Below are 15,856 nucleotides of genomic sequence, written 5' to 3'. Positions count from 1 at the left end.
CACCGTACCCAGTGGTGGCGGTGGCGGCTAGGCGATTTCCGAACTTCGCCGCGCACTGACCAGCGTCGCGAACACACCCAGTACGGCGGCTGTCAGCGCGCCGGTCCGGCGGTGCCGGCCGCGGTAGCCGCGGTGGGTAGTGACGTCGTCGAGAAGATCTGTGGCCATGGCGAACTCCAGGAACTTGGCCGAGAAAAGGCGCACTCTTGTACGCCGACGAACGAATGATGGCGTGCGTACGGCCCACTGAACCGGAAAACCGCTCTGACAATAGGTGAGGATTCAATAACCGAACGCTCGTACGGCCGGGACCTTCGGCCCTGCGGACAGCTTTCTGTAAAGCTAGTTACCGACCGGATAGTCTTTCGGGGTGAGTTCCGGGAACGCTTCGCCAGACATGATCGACGGCATCGTCGCGGCGTGGCGCACGGAGCTGCCCGAGGTGGCGAACCTGTCCCTGGAGCTGAGCAAGCGGATCGGCCGGCTGGCCGGGCTGGTGGACGCGGTTACCCTCGCTGAGCTGGACAAACTGGGTCTGACCAAGGCCGAGTACGAGGTGCTCGCGCGGCTGCGCAGCAGCGGCGCGCCATTCCGGGGCAAGCCCAACGAGCTGACCAAGTCGCTGTCGCTGTCGTCCGGCGGCACCACCAACGTGCTGCACCGGCTGACCGCGGCTGGGCTGGTGACCAGGGGAGCCGACCCGGACGACCGGCGCAGCTCGTGGGTGGAGTTGACAGCGCAAGGCGTACGAACCGCTGAGGCGGCGGTGTTGGCCGCGAACGCGGCGCAGTCCGCGCTTTTCGGTCGACTGCCGGCGCCGACCGGCCGGGCGCTGGCCGACCTGCTCCGCGAAGTGCAGGGCCAGCTCGACGTGCTGACCGTCGCGTACCGACGGTGATCCAGGCGGCGCGACCGGGGTCACCCGGCCGGTTGCCGTGGCGGCCGCGGTCACGCCGTAGCCTGGTGATATGAGCAGCCCAGCCGAGCGGTTCAGCCGCTCCCAGGAACGGGCCGCCTACCGGCAGGTCGCCGAGTTCGCCGCCGGTCTCGAGTTCGAGTTGGACGACTTCCAGCTGCGGGCCTGCAAAGCCGTCGAGGACGGATCTGGTGTGCTGGTCGCGGCACCCACCGGCGCCGGCAAGACGGTGGTCGGTGAGTTCGCTGTCCATTTGGCCCTCAATCAGGGTCGCAAGTGCTTTTACACGACTCCGATCAAGGCGCTGTCCAACCAGAAGTACGCCGATATGGTGGCCCGTCACGGTGCCGCCAACGTCGGCCTACTGACCGGCGACAACGCCATCAACTCGGGCGCACCGGTGCTGGTGATGACTACCGAGGTGCTGCGCAACATGCTGTATGTCGGATCGTCCACTTTGGACGGTCTGGGCTATGTCGTGATGGACGAGGTGCACTACCTGGCGGACCGTTTTCGGGGCGCTGTCTGGGAAGAAGTCATCATCCATCTGCCCGCGTCGGTGTCTCTGATTTCGCTGTCGGCGACGGTGAGCAACACCGAGGAGTTCGCCGACTGGCTGGTGACCGTGCGCGGGCAGACCGCCGTTGTCGTGGACGAGCACCGGCCGGTGCCGCTCTGGCAGCACATGCTGGTCGGCAACCGGATGTTCGACCTGTTCACCACCAAGTCCGGCGCGGTCACCAAGGACGTGGACGAGAACCTGCTGCGGCACACCCGTGACCTGCTCCGGCGCAGCTCGGAGGGCTCGTTCGCGCCGGGCCGGGGCCGCCGGCAGGGTGGACCGGCCTCCCGTCGTACGCACCGGGGTCTGGTGCCGTCGCGCTCGGACGTGGTCGAGCGGCTCGACCGCGAAGGGCTGTTGCCGGCGATCACGTTCATCTTCAGCCGGGCCGGCTGCGACGCCGCCGTCCAGCAGTGCCTGCGGGCCGGGCTGCGGCTGACCACCACCGACGAGCGGATGGAAATCCGCCGGATCGCGGACAAACACACGACCGATCTCGGCGCCGAGGACCTGCAGCTGCTCGGTTACTGGGAGTTCATGGAGGGCCTGGAGCGCGGCCTCGCCGCCCACCACGCCGGCATGCTGCCAACCTTCAAGGAGATCGTCGAGGACCTTTTCGTCCGCGGCCTGGTAAAAGCGGTGTTCGCGACCGAGACTTTGGCGCTGGGCATCAACATGCCGGCCCGTACGGTCGTGCTCGAGCGGCTGGTGAAGTACAACGGTGAGGCACATGTCGACATCACGCCAGGGGAGTACACGCAGCTCACCGGCCGGGCCGGCCGGCGCGGCATCGACATCGAGGGGCACGCCGTCGTGGTCTGGGCGCCCGGCACCGACCCACGGCATGTCGCCGGGCTGGCCTCCACTCGTACCTATCCGCTGAAGTCCTCGTTCCGGCCGTCGTACAACATGGCCGTCAACCTGGTCGGCTCGGTCGGCCGGGCCCGGGCCCGGGAGCTGCTGGAGTCCAGCTTCGCCCAGTTCCAAGCGGACCGGTCGGTGGTCGGGCTGGTCCGGCAGGTCCAGCACAACGTCGAGGCGCTGGCCGGCTACCAGAAGGCGTTGACGTGCCACCTCGGTGACTTCGAGGACTATTTCCGGCTGCGTACGACCATTGGCGACCGGGAGAAGGCGCTGTCTCGCAACCGCGGCGCGCAACGCCGCGCTGCCACCCTGAAAACGTTGGAGGCGCTCAAAAGTGGGGACGTGATCTACGTGCCCACCGGCCGCCGGTCTGGGCTGGCGGTGGTCCTGGACCCGGGCGTGTCCGGGCTGAACGAGCCGCGCCCGCTGGTGCTCACGGACCAGCGCTGGGCCGGCCGGCTGTCCCCGGCCGACTTCACTGGTGACGTGCGGCCGCTGGGTCGGGTGAAAGTGCCCAAGAGCTTCGACCACCGCTCGCCGCAGGCTCGCAAAGACCTGTCCTCGACGCTGCGCAACGCCGGGGTCGAGGTGCCGGTGTCCCGGCGCCGCCGGGCCGCTGGCGGCGACGACGACGAGCTGCTGGAACTACGCGAGTCGATGCGCCGGCATCCCTGCCATGGCTGCTCCGACCGTGAGGACCATGCCCGCTGGGCTGAGCGCTATCACCGGCTGAGCCGGGAAACCGAGACCCTCCGGCGGCGGGTGTCGAACCGTACGAACACGCTGGCCCGGACCTTCGACCGGGTCTGCGAACTGCTGGAGTCGCGAGGCTATCTGTTGCCGCACGAGAGCGAGACTGCGATCGACTCACCATCGACCGAGCTCGCCGGCACCGCGGACGAAGTCACCGCGATCGGTCGCCGACTGTCCCGGATCTGGTCGGAGTCGGACCTGCTGGTCGCCGAATGCCTGCGACAGGGCACCTGGGACAGCCTCAACCCGGCCGAGCTGGCCGCCGCGGTTGCCGCGATCGTGTACGAGGCACGCGGCCCAGGCGAAGAGCCCGGCGCCGTGCCACGAGGACCGCTCGCCGACGCCCTCGCCGCCACCGCTCGCGTCTGGGCCGAGGTGGAAGCGGACGAATCCGAACGCGGCCTGTCCCTCACCCGCCAACCTGAGCACGGCTTCGTCTGGCCGGTCTACAGATGGGCCCGCGGCGAGTCGTTGGAGCGCGTCCTGCGTTCCACCTCCGGCTCCGGCCCAGACGGCGAACTACCAGCCGGCGACTTCGTCCGCTGGTGCCGCCAAGTAGTCGACCTCCTGGACCAACTCACCGGAGCCGCCGCCGCCGGCTCACCACTCGCGGCCACCGCCAGGGAGGCCGTAGGCGCCGTCCGCCGCGGCGTCGTCGCCTGGTCCTCTCTGGGCTAACCCAAACCCCCGCGGGACCGTCACCTCCAAACCAAAGTTCGTCAACTTAGACGGGACCCAACCCCACTGACCTCACCCCGCGCAGCACCGTCACCTGTAAACCAAAGTTGGTCAACTTCGTACGGGACCCAGCCCCGCTGACCTCACCCCGCGCGGCACCGTCACCTCTAAACCAAGGTTGGTCAACTTTGTACGGGACCCAACCCCACTGACCTCACCCCGCGCGGCACCGTCACCTCTAAACCAAAGTTGGTCAACTTCGTACGGCACCCAACCCCACTGACCTCACCCCGCGCGGCACCGTCACCTCTAAACCAAAGTTGGTCAACTTCGTACGGCACCCAACCCCACGGTCCCCACCCCGAGCAGAACCGTCACCATTTCCATCAAGTTCGTCAACTTAGACGGCACCCAACCCCGTTCGGCGCCATCGGCCGCCAGGCCGATGTTGTCGCCCCTCCGGCAGGAGCGTCCGCCTTTGCAGGCCCGCGGTCTTTGCGGGCCTACAAAGGCGGACTCTCGTAGCCGTAGTCGACGGCGCCCCGCGCCGAAGGCGCCAGAAACACAGGGCGCATCGGCAGTAAGCACGAGAAAACCCCACCCCGACACCGCCCTTTGGTGTCGGGGTGGGGTTTTCTCGTGCCTGGTAGACGAGACGCCGCACCCTCACAGACACCGCCCTTAACCCAGGCGCCCATCCCCGCAGCGGACACCACTCCTAACCAGGCCACTCATCCCCCCAGCCCGCACCACTCCCAACCCGGGCACTCACCCCCGCAGCCCGCACCACTCCTAACCAGGCCACTCATCCCCCCAGCCCGCACCACTCCCAACCAGGCCACTCACCCCGCAGCAGACACCGCCCTCAACCCAGGCCACCTATGTCGAGACGCTGCCGAGGGCCACCCCGAGCCGGCCGATGGAGTTCGCTACGCCCCAGCGTTCGCCCAACGAGGCCAGGGCGGCTGGGTCGACTGGCGTGGCGGGAATGGCGTCGTCCAGTACGGGGAGGTCGATGTCGCGGACGACTCGCACTACTTTTTGGGCGGCGATCAGGTAGTCCCGGGCGGTGGTGAGTTTGGCTCGGTGCGTACGCCCCAAGGCTGTGTCGGTTTCGTCGTCGAGGGCGGCGATCAGATTGTCCAGCGACCCGTACTTCGCGATCAGGCCCGACGCGGTTTTGTCACCAACTCCCGGCACTCCGGGCAGGCCGTCGCTGGGATCTCCTCGCAGAGCGGCGAAATCCGCGTAGCCGGACGGCGGGACGCCGTACTTCGCCTGCACGGTCGCGTCGTCCATCACGACCATTTTCCTGATGCCGGCGCCGATGTAGAGCACCGCGATGCCGTCGGCATCGGAGGCGAGCTGGATCAGGTCGCGGTCGCCGGTGATGACCTCGACCGGCGACGGGCCGCGGGTGGCCAGAGTCCCAATGATGTCGTCGGCTTCGTAGTCCAGCGCACCGGCGGTGGCAATACCGAAGGCGGCCAGGATCTCCAGGATGACCGGGATCTGTGCCGCCAGTGGGTCCGGGGTGTCCTCGGCGCCGGGCGGGCCGCCGAGGTCCAGGCGGTGGGTCTTGTACGTGGGTAGTAGTTCGACTCGCCACGCCGGCCGCCAGGACAGGTCGAGGCACGCCACCAGTCGGGACGGCTGGCGCTGTTGGACGAGGGTCGAGAGCATGTCGCAGAAGCCCCGGACGGCGTTGACGGGGGTGCCGTCGGGCGCGGTGATCTTGTCGGGAATAGCGTAGAACGCCCGGAACCACAGCCCGGCCGAGTCCAGCAGCATCAAAGGTCCAGTCACGGCCCCATGATGCCCGATGCCGGCTGATAAACTACACAAGCTCCCCGCGCGCTTGCCGCACACGGAGGAGTCGGCGGTCGACAACGAGGACCGCAAGAGATCCGCAGACGGCGGATCGTCGTACCAACCGGTGCGACAGAGGGGCGGCTGTCCGTTTCGCTGCTCTTCTGAGAGGTTTGTCCCATGAAAATCGGACTTGGGCTACCGCCCGTCGCCGACCGCGCCACCCTGCTGGAGTGGGCCCGCCGCGCCGACGCCGGCCCGTTCTCCACCCTCGGGCTTCTCGACCGGCTCGTTTACGACAACCCCGAACCGCTGGTCACGCTCGCGATGTTGGCTGGTGCGACCGAGCGGATCCGGCTGCAGACCGAGGTGCTGCTGGCGCCGATCCGGGAAACACCGTTGCTCGCCAAGCAGGTGGCGACCCTCGATCGGCTGTCCGGCGGCCGGTTCACCCTCGGGCTCGGCATCGGTGGCCGCGACGACGATTACACGGTTTCCGGAGTGGACCTGAAGACCCGTGGCCAGCGGCTGGACGCTCAGATGGTCGAGCTGCGCGAGCTCTGGAAGGGCGACTCGGTTGGACCCGCTCCGCTGACGCCCGGCGGTCCGGAGATCCTCTTCGGGGCCTTCGCTCCGGCCGCTCTCGCGCGTGTCGCGAAATGGGGCCACGGCTTGCTCGCGGCCGGCCCGCCGCAGGGCTGGCCAAGATCCATCGACGCGGTGCGTGAGTCGTGGCGGCAGGCCGGCCGGGACGGCGAGCCGCGGATCGTCGTCCAGGTAAACGCCGCGCTCGGTACGCCGGCGGCGACCGAGGCGAGGGCCAACGCGCTCGCCTACTACGGCGAACCGTACGGCCATCATGTCGCGGCCAGCATGCTCGACCAGCCCGAGCAGATCCACGCGATCGTCGCGGACGCCGAGAAGCTGGACGCCGACGAGTTGATCCTCTACGTGTGGGCCTCTGATCCCGAGCAGGTCACCGCAATCGCGTCGGTAATCACGGCCTGACGCAACGTTTTGTGCGGTACCCGACGCCATCGGCGGCGATTATTTATGGCGTGCTTAAGCATTCCCGCTGCTGGCGTCGGGTACCGTCCCGGCCGTGGAAGACATCGACCGTACGATCGTCGCCGCGCTCGCCCAGGACGGCCGGTGCAGCTACACCGACCTCGCCGAGCGTGTCGGCCTGTCCGTGTCCGCCGTGCACCAGCGTGTCCGGCGGCTCGAGCAGCGGGGCGTGATCACCGGCTACTCGGCGAACGTCAACCTGGAGTCCGTGGGGCTGCCGCTGACGGCGTTCATCGCGATCAAACCGATCGACCCGGGAGCCCCGGACGACGCTCCGGAGCGGGTGAAGCACCTGCCCGAGATCGAGTCCTGCTACAGCGTCGCGGGCGACGAGTTCTACCTGCTGAAAGTGCGGGTGAAGTCGCCGAGCGACCTGGAGCGGCTGCTGCAGGACATCCGGATGTCGGCAGCCGTCTCGACCCGGACGACCGTCGTGCTGTCGACCCCGTTCGAGCGGCGCCCGCCGGCCCTGTGAGCCGATGACCACTCTCTACCGGAACGGCCGGGTGTACGGCCATCCGGCCACCGCGTTGCTGGTCAGCGACGGCCGGATCGGTTGGATCGGCGACGAAACCGGCGCCGCCGGGCTCGCCGCCGACCGTACGGTCGAGCTGGCCGGTGCGCTGGTGCTGCCGGCTTTCGTGGACGGGCACGTGCACGCGACCGCTACCGGGCTGGCACTGACCGGTTTGGATCTCACCGGCTTGCCGTCACATTCGGCCGTGTTGCTGGCCATTCGGGCGTACGCGGACACCCTGCCGGTGAGTGCGGTCCTGCTTGGCCACGGCTGGGACGAGAGTCGCTGGCCGGAGCGCCGAGCGCTGACCGCTGCGGATCTGGATGCGGCAGCCGGTGGACGGCAGGTCTATCTCTCCCGTACGGACGTGCACTCCGCGGCCGTGTCGACCGCGCTGCTCCGCGAGATCGACGCCGACTCCGCGGGTTTCTCGTCGACCGGCCATCTGAGCGTCGACGCGCATCACCAGGCTCGCGCGATCGCGTACGCATCTGTCACCGCGGCTCAACGTGCCGGTGCGCAGCGGGCCACCCGCCGGCACGCGGCCTCGCTGGGCATCGCAGCTCTGCACGAATGCGGCGGCCCGGCGATCGCCGGCGAGGACGACTTCACCGGGCTGCTCCGGCTCGCGGCCACCGAACCCGGCCCGCTGGTCACCGGCTACTGGGGTGAGTTGCGGGCCGCCCGGAAGGCTGTCGAACTCGGTGCTCACGGAGCCGGCGGTGACCTGTTCGCCGACGGCGCGCTCGGCTCGCACACCGCCGCGCTCGCGTCGCCGTATGTCGACAGCGCAACAAAAGGACACGCCTATCTGTCCGCTGTGGAGATCCGCGACCACGTACTCGGCTGCGTGGCGGCCGGCGTACCGGCCGGATTCCACGCGATCGGCGAGGCGGCTGTCGACACCGTGCTGGCTGGTTTCCATGCCGCCACCGGACAAGTTGGCGCCGCGGTGATCCGGGCCGGGCGGCACCGGATCGAGCACGCCGAGATGATGAGCCCGGCGGCGATCCGGTTGACGGCTGAGCTGGGCCTGACGGCGAGCGTCCAGCCGGCGTTCGACGCGGCCTGGGGAGGGCCGGACGGAATGTACGCCGAGCGGCTGGGCGCCGAGCGGGCCGCGACTCTGAACCCGTTCGCTGGCCTGCACAGCGCCGGCGTCCGGCTGGTGTTCGGCTCGGACTCGCCGGTGACGCCGATCGACCCGTGGGCCGGTGTACGGGCCGCCGCCGCACATCGTACGAGCGAGCACCGGCTCGACTGGCGGACCGCCCTGGACGCGCACACCAGGACCGGCTGGGAGTGCGTGGGGGAGCCGGGTGGTGTCCTCGCGGTTGGCGCTCCCGCGCATCTGGCGATGTTCGAGACGGACGACGATCCGCGAACATTGGTGGAGTTCGCTGCCAAGGCGCCGACGTGTCTGCGGACGTTGGTCCATGGCGCCGAAATCTTCGTCCGTGAAGGTCAAGTTGACCCTTTACCATGACTGGCCGGTGCGTCGGGAGCAACACGCCGAAGGTGGCCAGATTCGGTAGTGAAATGCTGTTGAACACGACATGGCGATGACCTGCGAAAAGGCGATAAACACCCAGGTCAGAGCGGTGTTGCGGGGCCTTGCGTAAATGCCTAATGTGCTCCACGTCGTACTCCAGGAACAGACCTGCCGGGACTCCTTTCCGCGGCACCCCCTGGGCAGCGCGCACAACGGCGTAACGCCAGGCTCAGTGGGGACGCAGGAGGGCAGACCCGCCCGTGGCGGTTCTTGGCGGTGCACAGCACTGGAGGCTTGGGGGGACCGTTAGACAACAAGCTCGCGCACTCGGCCAGGGTGCGCGCACTTGGACCGAAGGCCACTTCCACCACTGTGTGAGCCGTCGCCTGGGGTGACCTGGGGGCTGTGTCGTGTGGCGGCACCGCTCCTTCGCAAGGCACAGCGTGCTGCGAGCGCACTACCGCCACGTCGCCGGGCCGTCCCACACCATGGGGCGGCCCGCCGCCTTTCCCGTACGCGACAAAGGACCGCTCGGGCCGTCCTTATTACGTTTCTGAGAAGTTTGCCCGCCGCCCACCTGTGTAAGCGACCGGGTGGACTGACCGCGGGTAGCTTGCCGTTGCACAATGCATAGACGGTCATTCCAGCCGGGCCGGTTGCACCGGCCGGCGGACGGCCGTCCGCATTCAGCATCCTGGCCGGACGGAGTGACGCGTGGCGACAACGGTGGACAGCGACTCGGTGACCAGCCCGCCGGAGGAACCGGCGGCCGCTGCGACCGGCCGCTCCTTCCGGTATCCAGATCGGCTGCCGGCCTGGGCGGTCGCGCTCGGGTCGGTGCTGTCCGGTGCGCTGCTCTGGCTCGCGTTCCCGCCGGTCGGGCTGTGGTGGACCGCGCCGATCGCGCTCGGACTCTTCGCCCTCACCCTGCGCGGCAGTCGGCTGCGCCGAGGCGCCTGGGCCGGCTACCTGTTCGGGTTGGTCTTCTTCACCGCTGTGCTGCACTGGGCCGGTACGTACGTGGGCTCGGTGTGGCTGTTCCTGCCGGTGTCGCAGGCGGCCTTCACCGCACTGCTGGGTGCCCTCACGCCACTGACCTGGCGGCGGCCGGCGTTGCTACCGGCCCTGACAGGTGGTGCGTGGGTGCTGTCCGAAGCGCTCCGGTCGCGGATCCCGTTCGGCGGTTTCCCGTGGGCCCGGGTGGCTTTCTCGCAGGCCGACGCGCCGACGCTGAAGCTCGCTTCGCTGGCCGGCGCGCCGGGTGTCACCTTCGCGGTCGCGGCCACCGGCGGACTGCTCGCCCTCGCCCTGGTCTGGCTGCTCTCCGAGCGGCCACCGGCCGCCAACCAGCGCCAGCTGCTGAAAGTGGTCGGCGCCGCGGCCGGCGCGATCGCCCTGATGGCGATTGGCCTGGTCGTGCCGCTGCCCTCGCCGGGCGGTCCCACCGTGACGGTCGCGATCATCCAGGGCAACGTGCCGCGGCTTGGGCTGGACTTCAACGCCCAGCGCCGCGCGGTGCTGGACAACCACGTGAACGCCACCATGAAGCTGGCCAGCCAGATCGCCGCCGGCACCGCGAAACAGCCGGACTTCGTGATCTGGCCGGAGAACTCATCGGACATCGACCCGCTGGCGAACCCGGACGCGTACGCCGAGATCACCCAGGCCGCGCAGGCCATGAAGGTGCCGATTCTGATCGGCGGCATGATGAACGGCCCCGGCCCGACGCACGTCAGCAACACCTCGATCGTGTGGAGCCCGACAACCGGACCGGGCGAGCGTTATGTGAAACGGCACCCGGTCCCGTTCGCCGAGTACATCCCGCTGCGCTCGATCGCGCGGATGGTGTCGAACAAGGTCGACCTGGTGCCACGCGACTTCTACCCGGGTGACCGGGTCGGGGTGATGACGATGGGCAAGTACACGCTCGCCGACTCGATCTGCTTCGAGGTCGCGTACGACGGCCTGGTGCACGACGCGGTTGCGGCCGGCGGGCAGATGATCGCCGTGCAGACCAATAACGCCACCTTCGGCAAGACCGAGGAGAGCGCCCAGCAGCTCGCGATGGTCCGGTTCCGGGCAGCCGAGTACGGGCTGCCAGCGGTGATGGCGTCCACCACCGGCATCTCCGCGGTGGTGGAACACGACGGCACAGTGAGCCAGCACAGCGGCCTTTTCGAACAGGCCATCCTGGTCGAGCAGGTGCAGATCGCGGCCCCGGGCCACCAGATCGCCACGGTGGCGGCGGTGCTCGGCGAGTGGCCGGAGATCCTCGCCAGCCTCGCCACCGCGGTGGCGCTGGCCCTGCTGTGGTGGACTCGTCCGCAGCGCCGCCTCGGCCGCCGCCGGGAGAAGGCTGCGTGAGCCGTCCGCCGGCGGACTATCCCGGCCTCGGGCGCGTTCTCGTCGTCATCCCGACGTACGACGAAGCCGCCAACATCCGGCAGATCATCGGCCGGCTGCGCGTGGCGGTCCCGGAGGCCGAGCTGTTGGTCGCCGACGACTCGAGCCCGGACGGCACCGGTGAGATCGCCAACGAGCTCGCGGCCGCCAGCGGCGTTGACCCTGTTCGTACGTGGGCCTTTTGGCGGCCAACTGTGCGGGAGCTGAGGTTTCCTGTCGGCGGTGGCCGCAAGCGCCTAGCCTCGGTGGGAGAGTCAAGAAAAGAGGTGACGCCATGCGCTGGTTGGCGATCACGGTGGGCACCCTCGCGGTGACGGCGATCGCGGAGATCGCGCTGGTCGTGGTGTCACTGCACTACCTCGGGCTGCTCCCGACCCTGCTGTTGCTGCTGGCGGCGAGCGGTCTGGGCATCTGGCTGCTTGCCAGGGTGGGCCCGCGTTCCTGGCGCGAGGTCCGGGAGGCGATGGCCGAGCAGCGGCCACCAGCCGCTGAGGCGGTGGACGGCGTGCTCGGGCTGGCCGCCTGCCTGCTGATCGTCGTCCCCGGGTTCCTTACCGCCGTCGTTGGCCTGGTCGTGCTGCTGCCGCCCGTTCGCCGCGCGCTGCATCACCGGGCGTTGGCGCAACTCGCGCAACGACTGCCGGCCTCGATGATCGGGCCGATGCGCGTACGAGCGCGCCGGGGTCGCGCCGCCACTACACCCGGATCGATGCCGCCGGCCACCCCGATGGACGTACGCGTCATCGAGGGCGACATCCGTCGGTAGCGTCCGACTGCCATCGACTGTTAACGGCCGGATAGCTCTCAGGTAGCTTGTTGCTCCGCTGCGCGGCTGACACTCTCAAGGAAGCTGCGGCGAACCTGTCGAGAGCTTCGGCGGGTGGACGGTCCGGCTCGCAGCTTGGGTGCCGCCCCAGACCCGACGCATTCCCCTTGCGTACGTCTGGGATGGAGTCACTGATTTGACCTCTAGCGCGGACCCCGCGGCCACACTCGACCTCGCGACGCCCCGAACAGGCAGCGATTTCGCCGAGCTCTCCCGTCGGATCAAGTCCGCCGGCCTGTTGCGCCGCCGGCCGGTCTACTACACCCTCCGGATCGGTTCGAACCTGCTGGCGCTGTTCGCCTGCTGTGTCGCGTTCCTGGTGATCGGCGACTCGTGGTGGCAGCTGCTGGTCGCGGTCGTCTTCGCGCTGGTCTTCACCCAGCTCGCGTTCATCGGCCACGACGCCGGCCACAAGCAGATCTTCCGGACCAGACGGAGCAACGACGCCATTGGGTACGTGCACGCAGGCCTGGTCGGGCTGAGCTACGGCTGGTGGGTCGGCAAGCACAACCGGCACCACGCCAACCCGAACCACGAGGACGAGGATCCCGACATCGACATGGCGGTGCTGGCGTTCAGTGTCGAGCAGTCGATGGGAAAGCGCGGATTCCTGCGCTGGATGATCAAGCACCAGGCGTACTTCTTCTTCCCGTTGCTCCTGCTGGAGGGCATCAACCTGCGCCGGGTGAGCATCCAGGCCGTGTGGACGGACGCGGTCAAGAACCGTGGGCTGGAAGCTGTCCTGGTAGTCGTGCAGACCGTCGGCTACCTCGCCGCGGTGTTCCTGGTTCTGTCGCCGCTCAAAGCCGTCCTGTTCATCGCGGTGCACCAGGCGCTCTGGGGTCTTTACATGGGCATCTCGTTCGCGCCGAACCACAAGGGCATGCCAACTCTGTCCGCTGGGCACTCCTTGGACTTTCTCCGCAAACAGGTCCTGACCTCGCGCAACGTCACCGGTGGCCGGTGGGTCGACTTCGCGCTCGGCGGCCTGAACTACCAGATCGAACACCACCTCTTTCCCAACATGCCGCGGGCGAACCTGCGGCGGGCCCAGAAGATCGTCCACGAGTTCTGTCTCCGGCACGACATCGCATACAGTCAGTGCGGGCCGCTGCGGTCGTACGGCTATGTGCTGCAGCATCTGCACGCCGTCGGGGCGCCACTGCGCCGCGCGTCAAGCTCCACCTAAGCACCAAGAGGAGTCATCGTGAGCCGCAGTTACAGCGAACGCCGAGATCTGGTCGAAGGGGTTTTGAGCGCCCAGAAAGTCAGTCCCGGCAAGGGAAAGTCGCTCACCGACGTCGCGGTGAAAGTGCTCGAAGCGCTCGACAGCATTCGGGAGGACATCCGCTAGACGAAACAAAAACGGGCCCCTGGAGGGCCCGTTTTTGTTTTCTCAAAGAGAAAGATGCGGGTAGGCGGGGGATCGGTGCTGGAACGAGAGGATGTTCGGGTTGCGGATCACGCCGTCCCGGATCTCGATCGCCCGCTGGATCGTGGTGCTGGCCTCCCAGGCCCCCGGCCCGGCCAGCACGGTCCGCAGGTACGGCAGGATCGCCTCGCTGTTCTCCCAGGTGGCGGCATTCCACAGATGTGACGGGCTGTGGTCGACGCCGTAGTAGTGGATGTTGTCGCCGACCACGAAGGTCGGCTCGGCGAACGAGGTCGGCCGGGCCCAGCTGAAACCCATGCCCTCGTCGCACGACACGTCGACGATCAGGCTGCCGGGCCGGAAGGCGGCCAGGTCGTCCTCCACCAGGAAGGTCAGCGGCGCCTCGGTGTCCTGCAGAACGCAGTTGACGACGATGTCGTGCCCGGCGAGAAATCCCGGCAGCGGGACCGGACCCCGATCGGACAGGACGCGGCTGCGGCGCGGGTCCGCGTCGTCGTGGTCGATGTGCACCATCCGGGCTGAGTGGATGGGCGAGCTGACGGCCGCGACTCGACGGGCCGTGACGACGTGTACGTCGTGCACGCCGAGCGCGTTCAGAGCTGTCACGGCACCCCGCGCGGTCGCGCCGAAGCCGATCACCACCGCGGTCAACCGCCGGCCGTAGTCGCCGGTCGCGCCGGAGAGCTGCAGCCCGTGCAGCACCGAACAGTAGCCAGCCAGCTCGTTGTTCTTGTGGAAGACGTGCAGTCCGAACGAGCCGTCGCTGTTCCAGTGGTTCATCGCCTCGAAGGCGATCAGCGTCAGCTGCTTGTCGATCGCAACCTGAGTGAGTTTCTCGTCCTGTACGCAGTGCGGCCAGCCCCACAGGACCTGCCCGGAACGCATCTCGGCAAGGTCCTGTATCTGCGGCTTGGGCAGCAGGATGACATCGCAGGCCTCGATCAGCTCCTCGCGTGACCGCAGCCCGGCCACCGAGGTCGCGAGCTGCTCGTCGGTGACGCCGAAGCGCTCGCCGTAGCCGTACTCGAGGTAGATGTGGTCGCGCAGCTCGGCGTCGATGCGGTCGAGGTGCGACGGATGCAGCGGCAGCCGGTGCTCGTGTTCCTTGGCCGAGTGGCCGATAACGCCGAGGTCGAGCGGTCGCTGCTCAGGCACTGTAAGCAGCTGCCAGTTGGCGCTGGGTGCCGGTGCCGCAGCCCGGGCACCGGTGCGGCTCGACGGACCAGCCGGCGAGGACGGCCCGGTTGGCCAGCGTGTCGCGCTGGTAGCAGGAATCGTCGTAGCAACTGAAGGCGTCGCCGCAGGCGCCGCAGCTGATCACGTAATAAGGCAGGTCTCCGGTGATGTGGTACGTACGCATGGTCATCTGGTTACCTTCTCCGCGCTGTCCGGGGTCTCCGATTCGCGCGGGGCACTGTGGTAGGCGGCGGCGGGAGCGCCGACACCCGTTCTCTCGGTGACCCGGGCGGCACCGGACTCGGTGCGACGCGGCAGTGTGGCGACTGGCCGACCATCAACCCGCTCAGCGGTGCGGTCGAGAACAAAGGGTCGCCGTGGCCTCACTCTACCGTGACCGGGCGTGCCGGGCGGGCCGCTTGGCAGGCAACAAAAAGCCTTCTCCGGGTACGGAGAAGGCGGCGATGAGGAACAACGAGCCACCCGCCGGCGACGCTGGCGGCGGGTGAACCATCAAGCTGGCGATCCGATACCGACCGCCGGCTGGCTTAGGCGGACTTGCTCCGGCGGCCCCGGAGGACCTCCAGGCGCTCGGCCAGGACCTCTTCGAGATCCGCGACGCTGCGCCGCTCCAGCAGCATGTCCCAGTGCGTACGGGCCGGCTTGGCCTTCTTCGTCTCCGGCTCCGCGCCGTCGATGAGCCGTCCCACGTCGCCGTGCCGCTGACACTCCCACATCAGTGGGATCTCCGCATCCGCGGCGAACGGCACGGTGAAGTCGTGGCCGCGTGGACAGCGGTATGACCCCTCCTGCCGGGGCGCCAGTTCGGTGTTGCGGTCGGTCTCGTAGCTGACGGCACCGAGACGGCTTCCGCGCAATGTGCGCTCACCCATGGTGGCACCCCTCCCTGATTAACCAACGTTCGCTCTGAGTAACGACGAGCGGGACGAAAGGATTCCCATTTTTCGCATCCGGTACGCCATCGTCCCGGAGTCCGCCCACTCAAGGGAAGGACGTCGGACGTTTATCGGCATGACACTTCTCACGTTAATTGTGGTGGAGGTCACATCTCCTGCGTGATGCTCATGTGAGCGGTGGATGAATGCGGATGGTCGTCCTGTTTGTCCCAGCTTAGTGCCTTGTTCTTCGGCATTTACCCACCTGCCTGATCGAGCAGGGACCTTCTCAGTGAGTCCTCAGGAAGACGGGTGACCTGCGCCACTTCGGCCGGCGTCGAGGCGTACTGGACGTGGCCGCCGTCACGACCGCCGCTGGCGGGCGCCTCGCGAGCGGTCCGGCGGCGGCTTCGGTCGTACCGGAGAGCGACCCTCGGCCCCGGCCGCCGTGTGCGGAGAGTGAGCTTGAGGGACGCCGGAGAACGTTTTCCGAGGAACGTCCG

The 15,856-nt window shown here is 68.3% G+C and carries 15 protein-coding genes; 10 read left to right on the top strand and 5 right to left on the bottom strand.

Features of this window, described 5'->3' with window-relative positions; genetic code table 11:
- Positions 1–27: 27 nt before the first annotated feature.
- Positions 28–168: a hypothetical protein gene (locus ABD301_RS24875; protein WP_344312888.1), complete on the bottom strand. Its 141-nt coding sequence runs from the start codon at positions 166–168 to the stop codon at positions 28–30.
- 202 nt (positions 169–370) lie between these two features.
- On the opposite strand from ABD301_RS24875, the gene ABD301_RS24870 reads away from it, so the two are divergent.
- Both ABD301_RS24870 and ABD301_RS24865 read left to right on the top strand, forming a co-directional pair.
- Positions 371–898, top strand: a complete 528-nt coding sequence (locus ABD301_RS24870) for a MarR family winged helix-turn-helix transcriptional regulator (protein WP_344312887.1) — start codon at positions 371–373, stop codon at positions 896–898.
- Positions 899–968: 70 nt separating this feature from the next.
- The gene (locus ABD301_RS24865) at positions 969–3,773 is read left to right on the top strand and encodes a DEAD/DEAH box helicase (RefSeq protein WP_344312885.1); all 2,805 of its coding nucleotides are present in this window, start codon (positions 969–971) and stop codon (positions 3,771–3,773) included.
- 879 nt (positions 3,774–4,652) lie between these two features.
- On the opposite strand, the gene ABD301_RS24860 is transcribed toward ABD301_RS24865, so the two are convergent.
- Positions 4,653–5,579 carry a 5'-3' exonuclease gene (locus ABD301_RS24860; protein WP_279583019.1) on the bottom strand — a complete coding sequence of 309 codons (927 nt, stop codon included), beginning with the start codon at positions 5,577–5,579 and terminating at the stop codon, positions 4,653–4,655.
- A gap of 183 nt (positions 5,580–5,762) precedes the next feature.
- On the opposite strand from ABD301_RS24860, the gene ABD301_RS24855 reads away from it, so the two are divergent.
- From ABD301_RS24855 to ABD301_RS24820, 8 genes are all read left to right on the top strand, one after another.
- Complete coding sequence (locus ABD301_RS24855; protein ID WP_344312884.1) at positions 5,763–6,590, top strand: LLM class flavin-dependent oxidoreductase; 828 nt, start codon at positions 5,763–5,765, stop codon at positions 6,588–6,590.
- Positions 6,591–6,684: 94 nt separating this feature from the next.
- Entirely contained in the window at positions 6,685–7,125 is a 441-nt protein-coding gene (locus tag ABD301_RS24850; RefSeq protein WP_163573269.1) for an Lrp/AsnC family transcriptional regulator, read from the top strand.
- A gap of 4 nt (positions 7,126–7,129) precedes the next feature.
- Positions 7,130–8,653, top strand: a complete 1,524-nt coding sequence (locus ABD301_RS24845) for an amidohydrolase (RefSeq protein ID WP_344312883.1) — start codon at positions 7,130–7,132, stop codon at positions 8,651–8,653.
- 720 nt (positions 8,654–9,373) lie between these two features.
- Entirely contained in the window at positions 9,374–11,023 is a 1,650-nt protein-coding gene (gene lnt, locus ABD301_RS24840) for an apolipoprotein N-acyltransferase (RefSeq protein WP_344312882.1), read from the top strand.
- Positions 11,020–11,376 (top strand): glycosyltransferase, encoded by a 357-nt coding sequence (locus ABD301_RS24835; RefSeq protein ID WP_344312881.1) that lies wholly within the window; start codon positions 11,020–11,022, stop codon positions 11,374–11,376. The genes lnt and ABD301_RS24835 overlap by 4 nt, the downstream gene beginning before the upstream one ends.
- Positions 11,337–11,828, top strand: coding sequence for an FxsA family protein (locus ABD301_RS24830; RefSeq protein WP_163573267.1), 492 nt, complete (start codon positions 11,337–11,339; stop codon positions 11,826–11,828). The genes ABD301_RS24835 and ABD301_RS24830 overlap by 40 nt, the downstream gene beginning before the upstream one ends.
- 196 nt (positions 11,829–12,024) lie before the next feature.
- The gene (locus ABD301_RS24825) at positions 12,025–13,077 is read left to right on the top strand and encodes a fatty acid desaturase family protein (RefSeq protein ID WP_344312880.1); all 1,053 of its coding nucleotides are present in this window, start codon (positions 12,025–12,027) and stop codon (positions 13,075–13,077) included.
- Between the two features lie 18 nt (positions 13,078–13,095).
- Positions 13,096–13,242 (top strand): DUF6307 family protein, encoded by a 147-nt coding sequence (locus tag ABD301_RS24820; RefSeq protein WP_163573266.1) that lies wholly within the window; start codon positions 13,096–13,098, stop codon positions 13,240–13,242.
- Between the two features lie 42 nt (positions 13,243–13,284).
- Here ABD301_RS24820 and ABD301_RS24815 read toward each other — a convergent pair whose 3' ends face one another.
- The 3 genes from ABD301_RS24815 to ABD301_RS24805 all read right to left on the bottom strand — a co-directional run bounded on the left by ABD301_RS24815 (position 13,285) and on the right by ABD301_RS24805 (position 15,350).
- Positions 13,285–14,436: a N(5)-(carboxyethyl)ornithine synthase gene (locus ABD301_RS24815; protein WP_163573265.1), complete on the bottom strand. Its 1,152-nt coding sequence runs from the start codon at positions 14,434–14,436 to the stop codon at positions 13,285–13,287.
- Positions 14,429–14,647, bottom strand: a complete 219-nt coding sequence (locus ABD301_RS24810) for a hypothetical protein (protein WP_344312878.1) — start codon at positions 14,645–14,647, stop codon at positions 14,429–14,431. The genes ABD301_RS24815 and ABD301_RS24810 overlap by 8 nt, the downstream gene beginning before the upstream one ends.
- A gap of 358 nt (positions 14,648–15,005) precedes the next feature.
- On the bottom strand, positions 15,006–15,350 hold the full coding sequence (locus ABD301_RS24805) for an RNA polymerase-binding protein RbpA (RefSeq protein ID WP_163573264.1): 345 nt from the start codon (positions 15,348–15,350) through the stop codon (positions 15,006–15,008).
- Positions 15,351–15,856 lie beyond the last annotated feature (506 nt).

The organism is Fodinicola feengrottensis, assembly GCF_039530045.1.
Lineage (GTDB): Bacteria > Actinomycetota > Actinomycetes > Mycobacteriales > HKI-0501 > Fodinicola > Fodinicola feengrottensis.
The sequence above is the reverse complement of the archived record's forward strand: the minus strand, read 5'-3'. Positions and strand labels throughout refer to the sequence as shown.

Excerpts from the sequence above, each read along its gene's own strand:
- ABD301_RS24875 (WP_344312888.1), bottom strand. The coding sequence starts at position 168 with ATGGCCACAGATCTTCTCGACGACGTCACTACCCACCGCGGCTACCGC.
- ABD301_RS24865 (WP_344312885.1), top strand. The coding sequence starts at position 969 with ATGAGCAGCCCAGCCGAGCGGTTCAGCCGCTCCCAGGAACGGGCCGCC.
- ABD301_RS24855 (WP_344312884.1), top strand. The coding sequence starts at position 5,763 with ATGAAAATCGGACTTGGGCTACCGCCCGTCGCCGACCGCGCCACCCTG.
- ABD301_RS24845 (WP_344312883.1), top strand. The coding sequence starts at position 7,130 with ATGACCACTCTCTACCGGAACGGCCGGGTGTACGGCCATCCGGCCACC.
- ABD301_RS24830 (WP_163573267.1), top strand. The coding sequence starts at position 11,337 with ATGCGCTGGTTGGCGATCACGGTGGGCACCCTCGCGGTGACGGCGATC.
- ABD301_RS24810 (WP_344312878.1), bottom strand. The coding sequence starts at position 14,647 with ATGACCATGCGTACGTACCACATCACCGGAGACCTGCCTTATTACGTG.
- ABD301_RS24805 (WP_163573264.1), bottom strand. The coding sequence starts at position 15,350 with ATGGGTGAGCGCACATTGCGCGGAAGCCGTCTCGGTGCCGTCAGCTAC.